This window comes from Chryseobacterium sp. SORGH_AS_0447, assembly GCF_030818695.1.
GTDB lineage: Bacteria > Bacteroidota > Bacteroidia > Flavobacteriales > Weeksellaceae > Chryseobacterium.
In genome coordinates, this window is the sequence record NZ_JAUTAR010000001.1 from 677,527 (window position 1) to 695,743 (window position 18,217).

General features: G+C 40.3%; 15 protein-coding genes. 11 read left to right on the plus strand and 4 right to left on the minus strand.

The features are described 5' to 3' along the window. Positions 1–44: 44 nt before the first annotated feature. Positions 45–950, minus strand: a complete 906-nt coding sequence (locus QE422_RS03290) for a DUF4349 domain-containing protein (protein ID WP_307455018.1) — start codon at positions 948–950, stop codon at positions 45–47. Positions 951–1,155: 205 nt separating this feature from the next. On the opposite strand from QE422_RS03290, the gene QE422_RS03295 reads away from it, so the two are divergent. Further along, positions 1,156–2,514 carry an acyl-CoA dehydrogenase family protein gene (locus QE422_RS03295; protein WP_307455019.1) on the plus strand — a complete coding sequence of 453 codons (1,359 nt, stop codon included), beginning with the start codon at positions 1,156–1,158 and terminating at the stop codon, positions 2,512–2,514. Positions 2,515–2,726: 212 nt separating this feature from the next. Here the strand turns inward: QE422_RS03295 and QE422_RS03300 are convergent, their stop codons facing one another. From QE422_RS03300 to lon, 3 genes are all read right to left on the minus strand, one after another. Further along, the gene (locus tag QE422_RS03300) at positions 2,727–2,888 is read right to left on the minus strand and encodes a hypothetical protein (RefSeq protein ID WP_307455020.1); all 162 of its coding nucleotides are present in this window, start codon (positions 2,886–2,888) and stop codon (positions 2,727–2,729) included. Continuing rightward, positions 2,854–3,840 carry an AI-2E family transporter gene (locus QE422_RS03305; protein ID WP_307455021.1) on the minus strand — a complete coding sequence of 329 codons (987 nt, stop codon included), beginning with the start codon at positions 3,838–3,840 and terminating at the stop codon, positions 2,854–2,856. Before QE422_RS03305 ends, QE422_RS03300 begins: the two co-directional genes overlap by 35 nt. Positions 3,841–4,046: 206 nt before the next feature. Further along, positions 4,047–6,452 (minus strand): endopeptidase La, encoded by a 2,406-nt coding sequence (lon, locus tag QE422_RS03310; RefSeq protein ID WP_307455022.1) that lies wholly within the window; start codon positions 6,450–6,452, stop codon positions 4,047–4,049. Between the two features lie 259 nt (positions 6,453–6,711). Here lon and QE422_RS03315 point away from each other — a divergent pair, with 259 nt between their 5' ends. From QE422_RS03315 to serS, 10 genes are all read left to right on the plus strand, one after another. Next, positions 6,712–8,859, plus strand: coding sequence for a peptidylprolyl isomerase (locus tag QE422_RS03315; protein ID WP_307455023.1), 2,148 nt, complete (start codon positions 6,712–6,714; stop codon positions 8,857–8,859). A gap of 127 nt (positions 8,860–8,986) precedes the next feature. Then, positions 8,987–9,937 carry an MlaD family protein gene (locus QE422_RS03320; protein WP_307455024.1) on the plus strand — a complete coding sequence of 317 codons (951 nt, stop codon included), beginning with the start codon at positions 8,987–8,989 and terminating at the stop codon, positions 9,935–9,937. Positions 9,938–9,944: 7 nt separating this feature from the next. After that, on the plus strand, positions 9,945–11,282 hold the full coding sequence (locus QE422_RS03325) for a (Fe-S)-binding protein (RefSeq protein WP_307455025.1): 1,338 nt from the start codon (positions 9,945–9,947) through the stop codon (positions 11,280–11,282). Positions 11,283–11,367: 85 nt separating this feature from the next. Beyond that, positions 11,368–12,153: a (Fe-S)-binding protein gene (locus QE422_RS03330; protein WP_307455026.1), complete on the plus strand. Its 786-nt coding sequence runs from the start codon at positions 11,368–11,370 to the stop codon at positions 12,151–12,153. Positions 12,154–12,162: 9 nt separating this feature from the next. After that, positions 12,163–13,323: a hypothetical protein gene (locus QE422_RS03335; protein WP_307455027.1), complete on the plus strand. Its 1,161-nt coding sequence runs from the start codon at positions 12,163–12,165 to the stop codon at positions 13,321–13,323. A gap of 24 nt (positions 13,324–13,347) precedes the next feature. After that, on the plus strand, positions 13,348–13,836 hold the full coding sequence (locus tag QE422_RS03340; RefSeq protein WP_307455028.1) for a hypothetical protein: 489 nt from the start codon (positions 13,348–13,350) through the stop codon (positions 13,834–13,836). A gap of 107 nt (positions 13,837–13,943) precedes the next feature. Continuing rightward, positions 13,944–15,074, plus strand: a complete 1,131-nt coding sequence (locus QE422_RS03345; RefSeq protein WP_307455029.1) for a glycosyltransferase — start codon at positions 13,944–13,946, stop codon at positions 15,072–15,074. 1 nt (position 15,075) lies between these two features. Continuing rightward, entirely contained in the window at positions 15,076–16,332 is a 1,257-nt protein-coding gene (locus tag QE422_RS03350) for a lipopolysaccharide biosynthesis protein (RefSeq protein ID WP_307455030.1), read from the plus strand. 38 nt (positions 16,333–16,370) lie between these two features. Further along, positions 16,371–16,874: a hypothetical protein gene (locus QE422_RS03355; protein ID WP_307455031.1), complete on the plus strand. Its 504-nt coding sequence runs from the start codon at positions 16,371–16,373 to the stop codon at positions 16,872–16,874. 68 nt (positions 16,875–16,942) lie between these two features. Continuing rightward, positions 16,943–18,211: a serine--tRNA ligase gene (gene serS / locus QE422_RS03360; protein ID WP_307455032.1), complete on the plus strand. Its 1,269-nt coding sequence runs from the start codon at positions 16,943–16,945 to the stop codon at positions 18,209–18,211. Positions 18,212–18,217: the final 6 nt, after the last annotated feature.

Sequence of the window (18,217 nt, forward strand, 5' to 3'; positions counted from 1 at the left end):
TGTAAAACTTACAATATATATAAATAACCAAAGGTTATGATCGCTTATATTTCTGTGCTTGGTTCTTGTTTTTTTGCAGGTTTTCTTCTTTTTACCATAAAAACAATTACGGTTCCAATCAGTAGAAACGGCCAGACAGCTACCAGCCCGACAATAATTTTCTGGATCAGGTAAAACCCTTCTACAAATGCTGATTTCAGGCTGTAAAGAAAATCAAAGGTATATTGATCATCAATGCTTTCGGTATTGGTAAGGGCGATCGTTGCTATTCTTACTTTAGGCTCTTTAATGTAGATATCAACAGTACTGTACTTCAGCTGATCCGTTACATCCATATTGGCCATCTGCTGTAGATTGTCCTCTGCCATATTATTGTTGCTCATATTCACTTTATCCTTATTGGTCTTGAGCTGATTAATATTTTCTCCGGTTTTTTTTATCCTTTTTCCTTCCAGTTCAGCGTATTTTATCCCCGACGTAACGTCTTCCGCATTGATCGACCGGGAATTTAGGAACAGTTTTTTATTGTTCACCAAAGTCAGCAGTTCCCCGAGCCGGGCTGTCGGAACCCTTACTTTCATGGTATTTTCAGATTGGTACTTTTTAACGAGCACCGCTTCTTCATCCGATGTATTGTAAGTATTTTCAGAAACAACATTGCTTTTCAGATCGCTGTGCGTTACAAAACCGCCCAATTCCTGAACCGATTTTTCAATGGAAATAGTTGCGTCATATACGTCTTTTACTTCCATATTCACTTCTGCTGTTTTAATGAACTGCTTGTCTTTTACTTTCATGGTAGCCGCTGAATAAATGCTGTCTGAGATCACCATGGCGGAATCTTTGGTTGCGTTGGCTTCGTAATCTGCTGTAGTTTCTCCTTTTTTGCATGAATATATTCCTAGTAGAAGAATTCCTGCCAATGATAATCTGATGTACGTTGTTTTCATAAGTCTTATTTTTTAATGTTTGCTTATTCCAAAGTTCATAAGGAATCATTTGTAAAGCTTGAAAATCTCAGGTAAACATTCTGTAAAGAAATATTCTGTTTTAAATTTTTGAAAATCAACAGTTTGTAAAATGATCCTGATCATAAAGCCTTGTTTTCGGAGTAATTTTTGCTTATCTTTTACAAAATCAAACACAACCATTATTATGTCTAATACCTTTTCTAAAATCAGAAATGCTATAGAATTATTCAGATCCATCGATTTTGACCAGCTGAGCACGATTTCCCAAAAAGTAAATCTTCCGAAACTGATGGAAAATTTCTCGAAACTGGATGATAAGCAACTTAAAGGAATGATGAAGATGTTGGATCCCAACCGTAAAAAGAAGGAGCTTCCGCCGATTGACGGTGATTTCTATGATGTTTCCCATACGTTAAGCGAGGAACATCGGGAAGTACAGCTGAAAGTGAGGGAGTTTATGGAGAAGGAAGTGAAGCCTTTGGTTAATCATTATTGGCTGAGAGACGAATTTCCCCATGAGCTGATTCCGAAATTCGCGAAACTTAACATCTGTGGAGTCACTTATGAAGGCTACGGCTGTCCGGGAATGCCTTTTCTGATGGAAGGGGTTATTGCGATGGAAATGGCACGTATCGATGCTTCCATTGCCACCTTTTTCGGTGTGCAGTCCGGCCTGTCAATGGGTTCGATCTACATTTGCGGTTCGGAAGAACAGAAGCAGAAGTGGCTTCCGCAGATGCAGAAGTTTGAAAAGATCGGAGCATTTGGGCTTACGGAACCAGAGGTTGGCTCCGGAGCAGCGGGCGGATTAACGGTAACCTGCAAAAAAACACCGGAAGGATGGGTTTTAAACGGGCAGAAAAAATGGATTGGAAATGCCACATTTGCTGATGTTATTATTATCTGGGCAAGAGACCTGGATGACGGAGAAGTAAAAGGCTTTATTGTTGAAAAAGATAATCCTGGATATTCTGTAGAGAAGATCAAAGGAAAAATGGCGCTGAGGATTGTTCAGAACGGTTTGATTACGCTAAAAGACTGTATCGTAACCGAAGAAAACAGGCTGCAGAATGCCAATTCCTTTAAAGATACGGCCAAAGTCCTGCGGATGACCAGGGCCGGCGTTGCATGGATGGCCACCGGCTGCGCGCGGGGTGCTTACGAAAGCGCTTTGGATTATACCCGGAAACGGGAACAGTTTGGAAAGCCGATTGCTTCTTTCCAGATGATCCAGGGCCACCTGGTGGAAATGCTGTCGAACCTTACGGCCATGCAGACGATGGTATTCCGGCTTTCGGAAATGCAGGATGAGGGAATTTTAAAAGATGAACATGCTTCGCTCGCAAAAGTATTCTGTACCATGAGAACCCGGGATATCGTTTCCAGGGCACGGGAAGTACTGGGCGGAAACGGCATCCTGCTGGAATACGATGTGGCCAGGTTTGTGGCCGATGCGGAAGCGATCTATTCCTATGAAGGAACCAAGGAGATCAATTCTCTAATCGTCGGAAGATCGATTACGGGCTTCAGTGCGTTTGTCTGAATTTGAAAAGAGGAAAGATTGTGAGTTAATTTAAATCAATTATAAAACTAACTTGCTATTGCTCTCTATATCATTATCAGATTTACACAAAAGAACACAGCCACTTTGCGCATAATAAATAAAGCCTTCAGTTCAACCGAAGGCTTCTTTATTTACAATATTTCAAAGTATTGGAAAATTCACTTATGAAGCAAAATTCACCATTCACTCCTCTAATCCATCTCTTTCAACGTGATATTCTTCGAGATTTTGTAGCTTTTCTTCTTGCGGTCGGGTGTTTCCTCTTCACCTAAGAGTTTTCCCCAAGGCTGCAGGCCCTCCACTCTTTCAAAAATAATTTTAATAATGGCAATGGCCGGGATACACAGGAACATGCCTGCAATTCCCCAAAGATGTTCGCCGATAATGATTCCCAGAAAGGAAAACAAAGCATTGATTTTTACTTTGGAAACCCACTACGAAAGGAAGGACAATATTTCCGTCAATGATATGAACGCCGATATATCCGAGCGCTACATAAATGCAGGTGGACGGAGTCGCCGTGGCGAAGGCGATAAAACAAGAGATTAAAAGACCGATGCAGATTCCCAAATAAGGAATGACATTAAGCAAGCCTGTCAGTACACCCAGCAAAATCGCATATTTTACACCTAATATGGTCAGGATAATGGAAGTTAAAGTAGAAACAATCAATACCTGAAGGCAAAGTCCGATGATGTATTTTTTAGTCATGATCCGTACTTCGCTTACAATCTCAAGAACGCTGGCTTTATGTTTTTCGTTAAAGACGGTAATGATGAAATTATTTAAAACCCTTCGGTAATTTAGGATAAAGATGAAGAACAGGAGAAAAAATACGACGAAACCTAGCCCTGTAGAAAATATCCCAAAGGTGAATCCTAGGATCACTCCGGTTGAAGAAAGGAGCTTACTGAGACCCTGGTCAATATAAGTCAGCTGCTGATCGATCTTTACGTGAAATGTTTTGGAAACCCAATGCTGAAGATCGTTTGCAACCGAATTAAACTGGTTTTTAAGATGGGGAATATCTTTGCTGAAATCCGAAAGCTGTGAACCGAAGAAATAAATCAGTCCCATTAAAACAGCCAGCATAAGCATTAAAGATGCAATCGTAGATAATGTCCTTTTGAATTTAAGCCTTCTTTCCAGGAAGTTGGCAATCGGCAGGAATAGCATCGCCATGAGAAATGCCAGAAAAAACGGAGCGAGAATGCTTTCTCCTAAAGCCAGAAGATAGCCAAGACCGATGATGCTGATGATAACAAGCGTCAGTTTTACAAGGAAAGGAAGTCGAAATACATTCATGATTTTTAATCTGTTTATAAAAATAATAAAAATCCTGTGAATTAAAGCATTAATATAAATTCACCCGGATTCTTTTGATGGCATTAGAAAATTCTGTGCCACAGCGTGGTACCATAAAACATATTTTCTTAATGTTCATCGTTGAATAAAATTAAAACACGTCCCAAAATCTGAGACGTGTTTGTGTATGTGAAATGATCTGTAATCTATTTTTCAATCGCAATGTCGATAACCTCTTCCATTCGGCTCACATAATGAACATTCAGGTTTTTCAGGTAATCCTTTTTGATTTCCTCTACATCCTTTCTGTTGGCTTCACACAGGATCACATCTTTGATACCTGCTCTTGTGGCGGCCAGCAGCTTTTCTTTAATTCCGCCTACAGGAAGAACCTTTCCTCTTAAAGTAATTTCTCCTGTCATCGCAAGATGAGGTTTTACTTTTTTGTTTTTATAAGAAGAAACCATTGAGGTAAGCATCGCAATTCCTGCAGAAGGTCCGTCTTTCGGTGTGGCCCCTTCCGGAACGTGAACGTGGATGTTTTTCTTTTCAATATCGTCCTGCGAAATTCCCAGCTCGTCATGTTTGGCTTTAATATATTCCAGGGCAATCGTTGCCGATTCTTTCATGACGGTTCCCAGGTTACCGGTCATGGTAAGATTGCCTTTTCCGTTGCTGAGAATACTTTCAATAAATAAAATATCCCCGCCTACGCTGGTCCAGGCAAGTCCTGTGACTACTCCCGGAACTCCGGTGATTTCGGACAAGCTTTTCGGTCTTGGTACCCCTAAAATTTCATCAATTTTTTCAACGGAGATTTTAGGATCGTAGTCTTTTACCAAAGCGGTCTGAAGAGCCACCCAACGGGCAATTCCCGCAATTCTTTTTTCCAGTGACCGAACGCCGCTTTCAGAAGTATGGGCTTCAATGATGTGCTTTAATTCATCATATCCGAGCTTGAACGATTTTGTGGTAAGCCCGTTTTCTTCCTGCTGTTTTTTAATCAAATGTCTCTTGGCAATCTCAATTTTTTCTTCCAGTGTATAACCGGCAATCTGGATAATCTCGGTTCTGTCCAGAAGCGGAGTCTGAATGGTAGATAAAGAGTTTGCAGTAGCAATAAACATCACTTTGGAAAGGTCATAGCCCATTTCCAGGAAATTGTCGTAGAACGATTTATTCTGTTCAGGATCCAGAACTTCCAGCAACGCAGAGCTCGGATCACCATGCAAACCTTGCCCGATCTTATCGATCTCATCCAGCACGATCACAGGATTGGATGTTCCTGATTTTTTAATCGATTGAAGAATTCTTCCGGCCATCGCTCCGATATAGGTTTTCCGGTGTCCGCGGATCTCACTTTCATCATGAAGGCCACCTAGCGAAAGTCTTACGTATTTTCTTCCCAAAGCATCGGCAATCGATTTTCCCAGAGAGGTTTTACCGACTCCCGGAGGCCCTACAAGCAGAAGAATAGGGGATTTCATGTTGTTTTTAAGTTTTAGAACAGCCATGTGCTCCAAAATTCTCTTCTTGATATCTTCAAGTCCGAAGTGGGCTTTGTCTAAGATTTTCTCTGCTTTGGCAATATCGAAAACATCTTTTGTGTAGGTTTCCCATGGAAGATCCGTAAAGAAATCCAGGTAATTACGCTGCACATTATAGTCCGGTGAATTCGGATTCTGACGCTGTAACCGGTTGATCTCCTTTTGGAAATGTTCTTCTACTTCATCATTCCACTTCTTATACTTTCCTTTTTTAATCAGGTCTTCCACATCGCCTTCAGGTCCGCCGCCCAGTTCTTCCTGGATCGTACGGATTTGCTGGTTCAGGAAATATTCCCGCTGCTGCTTGTCAAGATCTTTGGATGTTTTCTGGTGGATCTGATTTCTCAGTTCCAGTTTCCTAAAATCTTCATGCATCATTTCATAGCATTTATTGGCCCTTTCCATCAGGTTTTTCTCTTCCAGCAGCTTTTGTTTGTTGGAAGATGAAAAATTGGCATTGGTGCAGATGAAATTAAGCAGATCATCATTATTGTTGATGTTTTTTATAGCGAAATTGGCAGCATTCGGAATGTTCGGGTCAAGCTCAATAATTTTTAAAGCCAGGTCCTTTACATTTTCCAGTAATGCTTCGTATTCTTCTTTATTTTTAGGCTTGGAATCTTTCAGCTTTGAAATTTCAGCTTTGAAATACGGTTGGGTTTCTACGATCTTTTTCACTTTGAATCTGTAGAACCCTTTGGTAATTGCAGTGATATTTCCTTCCGGAAGCTTAATAATCTTAATGATTTTCGCCAAAGTCCCCACCTGGAAAATATCTTTTTCAGTAGGCTGCTCCAGTTCGGAGTTTTTCTGGCTGACGATCCCGATGAAGTCGCCGTTTTGCTGGGCTTCCTCAAGAAGCTGGATGGATGTTTTTCTTCCGGCCGTGATAGGAATCACAACATTCGGGAACATTACCATATTTCTTACGGGAAGGATCGGGAATATCTTTTGCTCGGAATTTTTTTCCGTTTCCGCAAGATCGTCAAGGCTGATTTCCTGGGCTACAATATCAAATCCGTCGCTTATCATTTCTTCTAAACTAATATCTTCAAATTCTGTCATAGTAAATCGAATGACAAATTGTCATTGTCGTTTTAATTCGTTAACGTGAAATTTCACAATATGTTTTGAATAGAGCGTACATATTGCGTGAGCTTAAAAGGCACAAGACTTATGCCATTTGCTTTTTGCTAAAAAATATGGTCATAATTTCCTTTTTTGTAAAAATTAAATTTTAAAAATTAAAATAAAGGACTTGTGTTTCCGTAATTTCTTAAAAATGTGTATTTTCGCAAACTGATAAAAAACTATAATATATATAATGGCAATTTTAGGACAAATTAGGAGTAGACCTTGGCTTTTGATGGGAGTAATTGCACTGGCGCTTTTGGCGTTCTTGGTAAACCCCGACAGTATTGATAAGGTTTTTGGTAAAAATCCTGATGTTTTAGGAAAAGTGAATGGTGAGAAAATTACCCGTGAAGAGTTTAACGATCAACTTTTCGTGCTGCAACAACAGGCTGAGCAGCAAGGTCAGCCAAAGGCAGGTCTTGAAGAGCAGGCTTGGCAATTGCTGGTGCAATCGAAGCTGATCCAACAGCAATTCGAGAAAATGGGCTTCGAAATGACCGAAGACTATTTCTGGAGCCAGCTGCAATACGATCAGATGTTTGCTCAGCAGAAGCAGTTTTTCGACGAGAAAGGCAATTTCAAAACCCAGGAGCTTAAAAAACAGATCGAAGAAATGAAGGCTGCTTCTCCGGAAGGATACAACCAGTGGCTGAAGACCAGAAAATCAATCGAATACCGATTGATGGCAAGACAGGTATTTGCCAATGTTTCTACAGGAATCACGACCGGTAAAAAAGAAGCTGAAGAACTGATGAGAGAACGTGATCAGCTGGCAGACATCGATTTCGTAAAAATCGATTATGCAACTTACCTTCAGAAAAACAACATTAAGGTTACCACTGAAGATCTTGCTAATTATATCAAACAGCATCCTGTGATGTTTAAAGCTGACGAAAGCAGAAACATCGGGATAGTATATTTCCCTTCTCAGCCGAGTGCAGCAGATGATGCGGCCGCTCAGAAAGAAATCAACAAACTGTTCTCAGCGGGAACAGATGCAAGCGGAGGTTCTGAAAATTTCCAGAATACTAAAAACGACTCTATGTTCGTAATGGCAAATTCAGATATGCCTTACAATCCGCAGTATGTAAAGCCAAATCAGTTACCGCAGGCGATCCAGGCGCAGCTTCCAACAGCAGCAATCGGTCAGACTTTCGGTCCTTACAAAGAGCAGAACTTCTATGTGGTATCTAAGCTTTTGGATAAAAAGACTTCGGATTCTACATTGTCAAGACATATCCTGATCGCTTTCAAAGGAAGCCCTGCGGGAGAAGGAGTAACAAGATCCAAAGAGCAGGCTAAGAAATTGGCCGATTCTATCGGAGCAATTGTAAAAGCAAATCCTGCTAAATTCACAGAATTCCTTAAGCTGTCTAATGACCCGAGCTCTGCAGCTCAAGGAGGAAGCTTAGGATGGACAACACCTGAAACACCTTTTGTTCCTGAATTCTTAAAATATCTTGCAGAGAATCCTAAAGGAGCAACAGGAGTAGTGGAAACACAGTTCGGTTACCATATCATCAATATCGAAGACAAGAAGCCGGGTGCAATGGCTTACAAAGTAGCTAACCTGGTAAAGGCAGTGAAGCCTTCTGATGCTACGGAAGCCGAAGTAAACAAAAAGGCAAGCCGATTCGTTCAGCAGGTTCAGGGGAAATCGTTCAACGATTTTGTGAACATTGCCAAAAAAGCAAATTACCAGTTCTCAAATCCGAAGCAGGCAAAAAGATTTGATGGTCAGCTTCAAGGGTTAGGAACCGAAAAAGATGCGGATATCCTTGCTTGGGCGTTCGATAAGAAAAGAGAAAAAGGCGATACCGAATTATTTACGGTAGACGGTACAGGCGATAAAATTGTAGTTTACTTAAACGGTAAGCAGGAAAAAGGAAGCGCAGATCCTGAATCGGTTAGAGACCAGATCGAGGTGGTAGTGAAGAATAAGCTGGCTGCAAAACAGATCGCAGAAAAAATCGGTAAGCCGGGAAGTCTTGATCAGGTGGCAAAACAGTTTGGAACAACAAAACAATCGGCGCAGGTTAACCTGTTGAATCCATCCGTAGCAGGTTCTATGGAACCGAAAGTAGCCGGTGCTGCATTCGGAGTGAAGAAAGGGCAGCTGTCTAATCCGGTTGAAGGCGGAACAGGAGTGTATGTTTTGGTTAAGAAAAACGAAACCACCAACAAGCAGCCTGGAGACCTGAAACAGTTTACAGAGTCTGTTACCCAAAGAAACGGCGGAATGTTCGGACAGGCTTGGTTAAAGAGCTTACAGGACAACGCGAAGATCGATGATTACAGAATCGAAATCTGGAACAAGTTGGGTTCTCAGCAACAATAAAAAAATAATTTTCTTACAGATAAAAAGCGGCAAAGTTTTTGCCGCTTTTTTTGTGTGTAACGCAGAGCAATAAAAGAAAACATTAATTTAATTGTAGTATATTTGCTCATTAGAAAAAATTTAGCAAGTGAAGTTCAGTAAAGAATTAAAAGCTGGTGTGATCGCACTATTGGCCATCGTTGGCTTTGTGGTGCTTTTTCAATTTATGAAGGGCAGAAGCCTTTTTACTACCGACAATATATTTTACGCAAAATATGATAACGTAGAGGGATTAGCACAGTCCTCGCCTGTTTCAATCAATGGTTTGAAAGTAGGGCAGGTCGATAAAATTATTCCCACTACTTCCAAAGACGGAAAAATAGATTTTCTTGTAAAAATTACCGTGGATAATAATTTTGAGTTCTCAAAAAATTCAACATTAGAGATTTTTGAGCCTAGCCTTATGGGTGGAAAAGAAATGAGAATTAATCTGATGTACGGAGGCCCAACGGCGAAAGACGGCGATACCTTACGAGGTGCTTTTAAGCTGGGAACGCTGGGAAGCCTTTCTTCTCAGGTAGGTCCAGTAAAAGACCAGCTGCAGGTAGTTCTTCACCGGGTAGACTCATTAATGACCAATGCCAACCAGCTGGTAGATGCCCAAAATAGACAGGAGATCAAATTATTGTTAGCAAATCTCAATAAGACCGTTGGTGCCTTGCAGACTACTGCAGCAAGCGTAAATTCTTTGGTAGGACATAACGATCCTAAACTTCAGAAGGTATTGGATGATGCCAGCCTTACCATGCAGAGCGGAAAAGTTACCCTAGATAAATACGGAAATTTAGCAGAAAGCATTGATACCAAAAAACTGAATGCTACTATCGCTAATCTGGATGAAACCGTGGGTCAGTTGAATAAAGTAGTTTCAGGAATCGACAGAGGTGAAGGCAGCTTAGGGAAAATCATGAAAGATGATCAGCTGTACAATAACCTTAATGCAGCATCCAATAATCTTAATTCTTTGATCGAAGACCTGAAAGCACATCCTAAGAAATACGTTAATTTCTCCGTATTCGGAAAGAACAGTAAAGACTAATACCGACATGCAGTACATCGCTCATATTATTTTTTTTATTCTACTGGTGGCAGGTTTCGGGCTGTTTGCCAAAAGTCTGCTGAAGATCTACAGAAATATCCGGTTAGGACGGGAGATTAACCGCAGCGACCGCAAAGGCGAACGTTGGGAAACCATGGCGAGAGTGGCGATGGGGCAGAGCAAAATGACCAAGCGCCCGATAGCGGGAGTATTGCACCTTTTCGTCTATGTAGGTTTTATCATCATTAATATTGAGCTTTTGGAAATCGTGGTGGACGGAATTTTCGGAACCCACAGGTTTTTATCAACCATAATAGGAAACAGTGTTTACAGTTTCTTTACGGCAACTTTGGAAATATTAGCCCTTTTGGTGGTTATCGGAGTAGTGGCTTTTTTCATCAGAAGAAATTTCTACGGGGTAAAAAGATTAACAATGAAAGAACTTTTGGGCTGGCCGAAAGAAGATGCAAACTGGATCCTGATCATCGAATTTGCCTTAATGATGGCTTTCTTTATGATGAATGCCTCAGACTTTATCTTGCAGACCAGAGACTACGACCATTTTGCACAAGTCGGATCTTTTCCGATCAGTGAGATCACATTTGTTCCTTTCTTAGAAGTTTTCAGTTTTAACAGCGGATTTTTGTATGGAATTGAAAGAGGAGCATGGTGGTTCCATTTTGTTGGAATCCTTTTCTTTATGAATTATCTGTACTATTCGAAACATTTACATATTATTCTTGCTTTTCCTAGTACCTGGTATGCCAACCTTGAGAAGAAAGGAAAATTCAATAACCTTGAATCGGTGACCAAGGAAATTAAACTGATGATGGACCCGAATGCGGATCCTTATGCCGCTCCGGCAGAAGGAGAAGCGGAAGCACCGTCAAAATTTGGGGCTGAGGATATTTTCGATCTGAATCAGGTTCAATTGTTAAACGCATATTCCTGTACGGAATGCGGCCGTTGTACAGCGGTTTGCCCGGCCAATATCACCGGTAAAAAACTTTCTCCGAGACTTATCCTTATGAAAACAAGAGACCGTCTGGAAGAAGTGGGAAAAAATATTGATAAAAACGGCAAGTTTGAAGATGACGGTAAAAAATTGCTTCATGACTATATTACCAAAGAGGAACTTTGGGCCTGTACGACTTGTAATGCATGTACGGAAGCCTGCCCGGTATTACTTGATCCTTTATCCATTATTAATGATATGAGAAGATTCCTGGTAATGGAACAGTCGGCGGCACCACAGGAGCTTAACCTGATGATGGCGAATATCGAAAACAATGCTGCTCCGTGGCAGTACAATCAGGCGGATCGTCTGAATTGGGCAAAAGACTAACTAATGTAACACTGTAGAAATATAACGATGTAATAATTATTTATTGGTTAATTGTTACATTGGTATATTGGTAAACTGAATTAAAATGGATTTCAACATAAAAACAATGGCAGAATATGCTGCCGAAGGAAAATCACCGGAAGTCTTATTCTGGGTGGGATGTGCAGGAAGTTTTGACGACCGTGCCAAAAAAATCACGAAGGCATTCTGCAAAATATTAAATAAAATAGGCGTTGAATTTGCAGTCTTGGGACAGGAAGAAAGCTGTACCGGAGATCCTGCCAAGCGTGCCGGGAACGAATTTGTTTTCCAGATGATGGCTTTAACGAATATTGAAGTCCTGAATGCTTATGAGGTTAAAAAAATCGTTACGGCCTGTCCGCACTGTTTTAATACCCTGAAAAATGAATATCCGAACCTGGGAGGAAATTACGAAGTTATTCATCATACCCAGTTTCTTAAAAACCTGATGGAAGAAGGCCGCTTAAAAATTGAAGGCGGTGCTTTCAGAGGGAAGAAAATCACTTTCCATGATCCTTGCTATCTCGGACGTGCCAACGGTGAATATGAGGCACCGAGAATGCTGCTTGAAAAGCTGGATGCCGAACTTGTTGAAATGAAGCGTTGCAAAACCAATGGCCTTTGCTGTGGCGCAGGTGGTGCACAGATGTTTAAAGAGCCTGAAAAGGGAAAAAAAGACATCAACATCGAAAGAACCGAAGAAGCACTGTCTACGGAACCTAAAGTTATTGCTACAGGATGTCCGTTCTGTAATACGATGATGACGGATGGAGTAAAGCATTTCAATAAAAATCAGGAAGTCGCGGTAAAAGATATCGTTGAACTTCTGGCAGAAGCAGAAGATTTATAATTTGCAGCGTTGAAACGTATTGATGCTTCCATGAAGACCAAGTGGAAAATTTCCTTATTTTTCATTGTAAGTATCATGGCATGCCTCAGCTTGTGGAATTATAAGAACAGGGTTTACGATTGGGATATGCCCGGGTACATAGGCTGTCTTTATACCTTGAAATTTCCGGATGCTCCGGAAAAAGTGCACCGGCTGACTTATTCTGAAATAAAGAAGAAAGCTCCCCAATATGAGTTCAAAGATATTACCGGAACATTAAAAATTCCAGATAAGGCAAGACAGGCATTTGCTTTTAATACCAAGGCTTTTCATGAACAGTTGCCCTACTTCAAAATAAAGACAGGCTATAATCTGGGAATTTTGATTTTATATGAATTGGGATTTTCTTCGCCGGATTCTGTGACATTTCTAAGTATTTTTTCTTATTTCATTTCAGGGATTCTTCTTTTTTTTATCCTGAAATTTATCTTTCCTGAAAACCATTATTTAGCTTCTTTTTTAACGATCGGGATCATGCTTTTGCCTCCGATTACGTATATGTCGAGAATATCGACACCGGATCTTTTTATCCTGCAGTTTCTGCTCATACTGACCTGTGGTTTTCTCAAAAAATGGAACACATGGGTGATGTTCCTGATTCTTTTCGCCATTACTTTTACCAGACCCGATTATCTGCCTCTTACTTTAAGTTATCTTGTCTTAGTAGGAGCGTATGAATTTTATAGAAATAAAAAATTGAATTTTGTTCCGGCAATACAAGGAATTCTGCTTCTGGCATTATATTTTATCATTGTTAAAACTTCCGGGTATCCCGGGTGGAAGCATGTTTTCTATGATTCTTTTATTTACAGGCGTCCTTTTATTTCTGGTTCGGCTCCGGATTTCACTTTCGATGAATACCTTCGTATTATTTATACTAAAATTATCTATTTTAAAAGAATTACTGTAATTTCTTTCGGACTTTTGGGGCTGATATTTTACTTTTCAAAAGATCAGTGGATCAGGGCTTTTTCAGTGTTGGTATTGATTAATATTTACGTCAAATTCTTTATTTTCCCGCATTCTTCGGGACTTAGGTTTTTCTTTGGGTATATTATAATGCTGTTAGTCATCTGCTTATATGCAATAAGCCAAAAATATAATGGTTTCAGACTCAGGAAAATTGCGTAATTTTGAACTTTAAATATACCAGCAATGAAGATTGAAGAATCCAATATAGTAGAAGCAAACGATTACCGAGTGATTATATATCCGGCATCAAGGCCACTTGAAACCAAAGAAGCAAAGCAGATTACCGAAAAGCTTTTCGATTTTCTGGCTACCTGGGCAGCACACGGAAAACCGCTTTCTTCGTCTTTCAAAATAGAGAAAAACCAGTTCATCATCATCTGCGTAGATGAGGAAAAGGAAATGGCATCAGGTTGCAGCATCGATGCACTGGGAAAAATCATGAGAGCAATCGATGAAGAATACCAGCTTGGGCTTTTCGACAGGATGAAAGCCAGTTTTGTTGAAAACGGAGAGGTGAAAACACTAAAGCTTAATGATTTTAAATCAAAAGTAAGAAACGGAGAAATCTCAAAAGATATCCAGGTTTTTGACTTTTCAAAGAATACTTATTTAGAATTTTTAGGTAATTTTCTGCTGCCTTTTGAAAGAAGCTGGGCGGCCGGGATTAAATAGAACCTTAATCATATTGATACAGAAAAGTGGAGCATTTCCACTTTTTTTGGTTTAAGTATATTTGCAGAAATTTCTTTAAAGATTTAAATAAACGATTCCCAATACTGATGTCCAGAATACTTTTTTTAACCACCGCTCACCGACATGATGATGACAGGATCCTTTATCATCAGGCAAAGGCGTTGAAAAGTAAAGGGCATGAGGTTAAAATCTGCAGTCTCTCTTCAGAATTTCAGGGAATGGCTGAGGGAATTGAAATTGAATCCTATGCGGTGCTTGAGAAAAGCACGGAAGAAAAAACAAATGTTTTAGAGAGAGCAATTCAGGATTTCCGACCGGATTGCATCATCTGTTCAGAACCGCTCGCGGTGATCGCAGCAAAGAAGTTTAAGAAACGGAATAAAGTCAGTATTATTTACGATATTACCGAATGGTATCCTTCGATGAGAATGATCGAGCCATATTCTTTTCCGTTAAATATTTTGCATGCATTTAAATTTATTCTGATCCAGCTGTATGCCGGCTTGATCAGTACACATTATATTTTCGGCGAGGATACGAAAAAGTTTCCGCTGGCTTATTTTTTCCCGTTTAAAAATAAGATCGTCCTGCCTTATTACCCGGATGATATTTATATTCACCCAAATATTAAAAAACTTAAGCATAATACGATTACCCTTTGCTACACCGGGCAATTTTCAGAAGAAAAAGGGATCGGTAATTTTTTTGCTGCGGCAGACTGTTTAAGGAAAAAGCAGCCAGGCTTGGAAATTCGTATTTTACTGATCGGAGGGGCAAGAAAAGAAAAAGACGAAAAGTATTTTGCAGGACAGCTGGAAAAATACCGGTTTGAACATTTAACGATAGGAAAATCGGCCTCTTTTGAAACCTTTACGGAAGCTTATGCAGAAGCAGATATTTGTTTTGACCTAAGGGCTATGAATTATGAAAATCATCACTGCTTACCGATTAAATTATTCTATTACGCCGCTTCCGGAAAACCGGTCATTTATACCGATCTTAAAGCCATCAGGCAGCATATAAATGTTTCTGAATTCGGATTTCTTGTGGATCCTGGGGATTCCGAAGTTATTGCAGACCACATTTTAAAATATCTCGGGGATCCTGAATTGTATTCGAAACATGCAGGAAATGCACGGGCTGCCTATGAAAAGAAATACAATTGGTCAGCCATCAGCACTATTTTTACAGACTTCATCGCAAAATCAATAAAGTAAGATGAAGCAAAGCACCGTTCTGAAAACTTTTTTCTCACGATTTTTAATTCTGATATTAAATTTCGGACTGGTTATTTATTCTACGAACATGTGGGGAAGTGCGGGTAAGGGAACGATTTCACTAATGATTGCGGATCTTACCATGATCAGTTTCTTTGCAAATGTTTTCGTGGGAAGCAGTATGAGCTACTTCGCAAAAAGATTCCGGACGGAGGAAATCTTACCGTTTGCCTACTTGTGGTCGGTTATCGTAGGAATTATTATCCCGGTTATCTTCAGTTTTAATCATGCTATCGAATATTCAAACTACCTGATTGCGTTATCGGTACTTTCATCTCTTCTGGCAGCCAATGTGAATCTGTTTGTCGGCCTGCAGAATATCAGGATGTTTAATTTGTACACTGTTTTGCAGCAGGTGCTCCATATTGTTTTCATCGTCATTATTGTCTACGGGATCAGCATTACTTCCGTCACCGCCTATTTTATGGCCCAGATCAGTTGCTTCGGGATTTTATTCCTAGTCAGCACATTTCAGGTTATGAAACAGTGTACTTTTAGAAATATTTCTCTTTCTCGCACAATAGGCTACCGACTTTTTGATTATGGATGGAAAACGCAGATAAGTGCTTTTCTCCAGTTCTTAAGCTACCGTTTATCCTTTTATTTACTGGAATTTTTTAAGGGAATTACCAGCGTCGGTATCTTTTCAGTGGGAATTGCCTTTTCAGAAGCGATCTGGACCGTTAGCCGCAGTCTTTCCGTGGTTCTGTACTCAGATGTAGTTAACAATAAAGATTCTAACGAAGCTATCGAAAAGACCAAAGTAGCCTTAAGGGTAAGTTTTTTAATCACTTTACTATTTATCCTCGGGATGCTCATCATTCCGGCGGCGGTGTATTCATGGATTTTCGGAAAAGATTTCAGCCATACCAAAGAAATCGTGCTCCTTCTGTCTCCGGGTATTCTGGCCATTGCCGTAAGCAATATCATCGGATATTATTTTGCGGGAATTAACAAGCTCAGGATTCTGAATGTGAAATCTTTAGTTGGTCTTGTTTTTACGATTGTTGCTTCATTCTACGTGATTCCGCGATGGGGAATTGCCGGGGCTTGCGTAACGACTTCCATTTCCTATTGCCTTTCATCAGGAATTTTATTCTGGCGGTTTTACCGGATCACAGAGTTTAGGGCGCGGGATTTTATCCTTTCCAAAGCTGAAGTGAATTTACTTTTAAATAAAGCTTTAAAGAAAAAATAAGAGGACGGAATAAAAATAAGTTTTTATCTTTGTTGGAAATGAGGAATATTGTTTTCGGAATTCTGGTGGTATTTTTAGCTGTTCTGAGCTGCAGGACGGGAGATGATGATTTGCAGCAGATTGATCAGATTTTAAATATTTACATGAAAAACGGTGCCGGGCGGGATCTGCTTCATCAGAAAAAAGATCAGAGCTATTTTACCTATTCGATGAATGACGTGAACGGAGTCGCAGATATTGCGCCGGTCAGCAGTTCCTTACGGGCTACTGCAGATTCCACACTTTTTATTGAATACATTGCCGGAGCAAGAAGAATTGGATTAGATACTTTGGATCCTAATAATAAGACCTATCACTCCGTAATTACCGTTTCTTTAATTAAAAGGCTTAATAACACGATCCTTGATACAATTAATGACAAGTTGGAGATACAGTATCGCATGACGCCATCCGTTTTTGAGGTCTCGAAAGTCTATTACAATGATACTCTGAGGTTCACAAAAACACCGGGTTCCTCCAACGTGGTGACCATCGTAAAATAAATTTTATACATTTGCAAAACTGTTGGCATTCCGATGCTCAGCATTCTAATAACTAACATCTAAATAAAATGTTACAAGTCAATTTTTTGCGCGACAACAAAGAGCGCGTTTTAGAAGGTCTTCAAAAAAGACAATTCAAGAATCTTGAGTTGGTAGACGAGGCTATTGCTACTGACGAAGAAAGAAAAAAAATTCAGTTTGAATTGGATTCCCAGCTTTCCGAAATCAATAAAATCTCCAAAGAAATCGGGCTTTTAATGAAAGAAGGAAAGAGAGAGGAAGCGGAATCTGCAAAATCTAAAACCGCACAGTACAAAGAGTCGACCTCAGAATTGAAGTCTCAGTTGGATGTAAAGGAGAAAGAATTAATCAACATTCTATACCAGCTGCCGAATATTCCGAACGAGCAGGTTAAAAGCGGTGCTTCTGCAGATGATAATGAGATTATTTATCAGTCTCATGACGTAGAAGGTCTCGGAGAAGGAGCGATCCCACACTGGGAACTGGCGAAAAAATATAACTTAATCGATTTTGAGCTGGGGGTTAAAATTGCCGGCGCAGGATTCCCTGTTTATCTAGGAAAAGGAGCGAGGTTGCAAAGAGCGCTGGTTCAGTATTTTTTAGATAAGAATGTTGAAAAAGGGTATACCGAAGTCAATCCGCCACACGTAGTGAATGAAGCTTCAGGATACGGAACAGGGCAGCTGCCGGATAAGGAAGGGCAGATGTACTACATCCAGGCAGATGATTTATACCTGATCCCTACGGCGGAAGTTCCGGTAACGAATCTTTACCGTGATGTTTTGCTGGACGAAAAGGATTTACCGATAAAAAATACGGCTTTCTCTCAGTGCTACAGAAGAGAAGCGGGAAGCTACGGAGCTCATGTAAGAGGTCTGAACCGTCTTCACCAGTTTGAAAAAGTAGAAATCGTAAGAATCGAAAAGCCTGAAAATTCTTATGCGGTGCTGGAAGAAATGGTAGAACACATTAAGGAAATCCTAAGCGATCTTGAATTACCATACCGGGTATTAAGGCTTTGCGGCGGCGATACCGGTTTCGCCTCTGCCATGACGTATGATTTCGAAGTATGGAGCGCTGCGCAGGAAAAATGGCTGGAAGTAAGCTCCGTATCCAATTTTGAGACTTTCCAGGCTAACCGATTGAAATGCCGTTATAAAGCAGACGGAAAATCCCAGCTGGTCCACACCCTGAACGGTTCTGCAATGGCCTTACCGAGAATCATGGCCGCCCTTCTGGAGAACAATCAGACGGAGGAAGGTATAAAGCTTCCGAAGAAGATTGCTGAATATGCGAGATTTGATGTGATCAACTAATTATAA

Coding starts and splice junctions, on each gene's coding strand:
- QE422_RS03305 (WP_307455021.1), bottom strand. CDS start 3,840: ATGAATGTATTTCGACTTCCTTTCCTTGTAAAACTGACGCTTGTTATC.
- QE422_RS03330 (WP_307455026.1), top strand. CDS start 11,368: ATGGATTTCAACATAAAAACAATGGCAGAATATGCTGCCGAAGGAAAA.
- QE422_RS03300 (WP_307455020.1), bottom strand. CDS start 2,888: ATGTTCCTGTGTATCCCGGCCATTGCCATTATTAAAATTATTTTTGAA.
- QE422_RS03290 (WP_307455018.1), bottom strand. CDS start 950: ATGAAAACAACGTACATCAGATTATCATTGGCAGGAATTCTTCTACTA.
- QE422_RS03325 (WP_307455025.1), top strand. CDS start 9,945: ATGCAGTACATCGCTCATATTATTTTTTTTATTCTACTGGTGGCAGGT.
- QE422_RS03345 (WP_307455029.1), top strand. CDS start 13,944: ATGTCCAGAATACTTTTTTTAACCACCGCTCACCGACATGATGATGAC.
- QE422_RS03315 (WP_307455023.1), top strand. CDS start 6,712: ATGGCAATTTTAGGACAAATTAGGAGTAGACCTTGGCTTTTGATGGGA.
- QE422_RS03295 (WP_307455019.1), top strand. CDS start 1,156: ATGTCTAATACCTTTTCTAAAATCAGAAATGCTATAGAATTATTCAGA.
- serS (WP_307455032.1), top strand. CDS start 16,943: ATGTTACAAGTCAATTTTTTGCGCGACAACAAAGAGCGCGTTTTAGAA.
- QE422_RS03350 (WP_307455030.1), top strand. CDS start 15,076: ATGAAGCAAAGCACCGTTCTGAAAACTTTTTTCTCACGATTTTTAATT.
- QE422_RS03340 (WP_307455028.1), top strand. CDS start 13,348: ATGAAGATTGAAGAATCCAATATAGTAGAAGCAAACGATTACCGAGTG.
- lon (WP_307455022.1), bottom strand. CDS start 6,452: ATGACAGAATTTGAAGATATTAGTTTAGAAGAAATGATAAGCGACGGA.
- QE422_RS03355 (WP_307455031.1), top strand. CDS start 16,371: ATGAGGAATATTGTTTTCGGAATTCTGGTGGTATTTTTAGCTGTTCTG.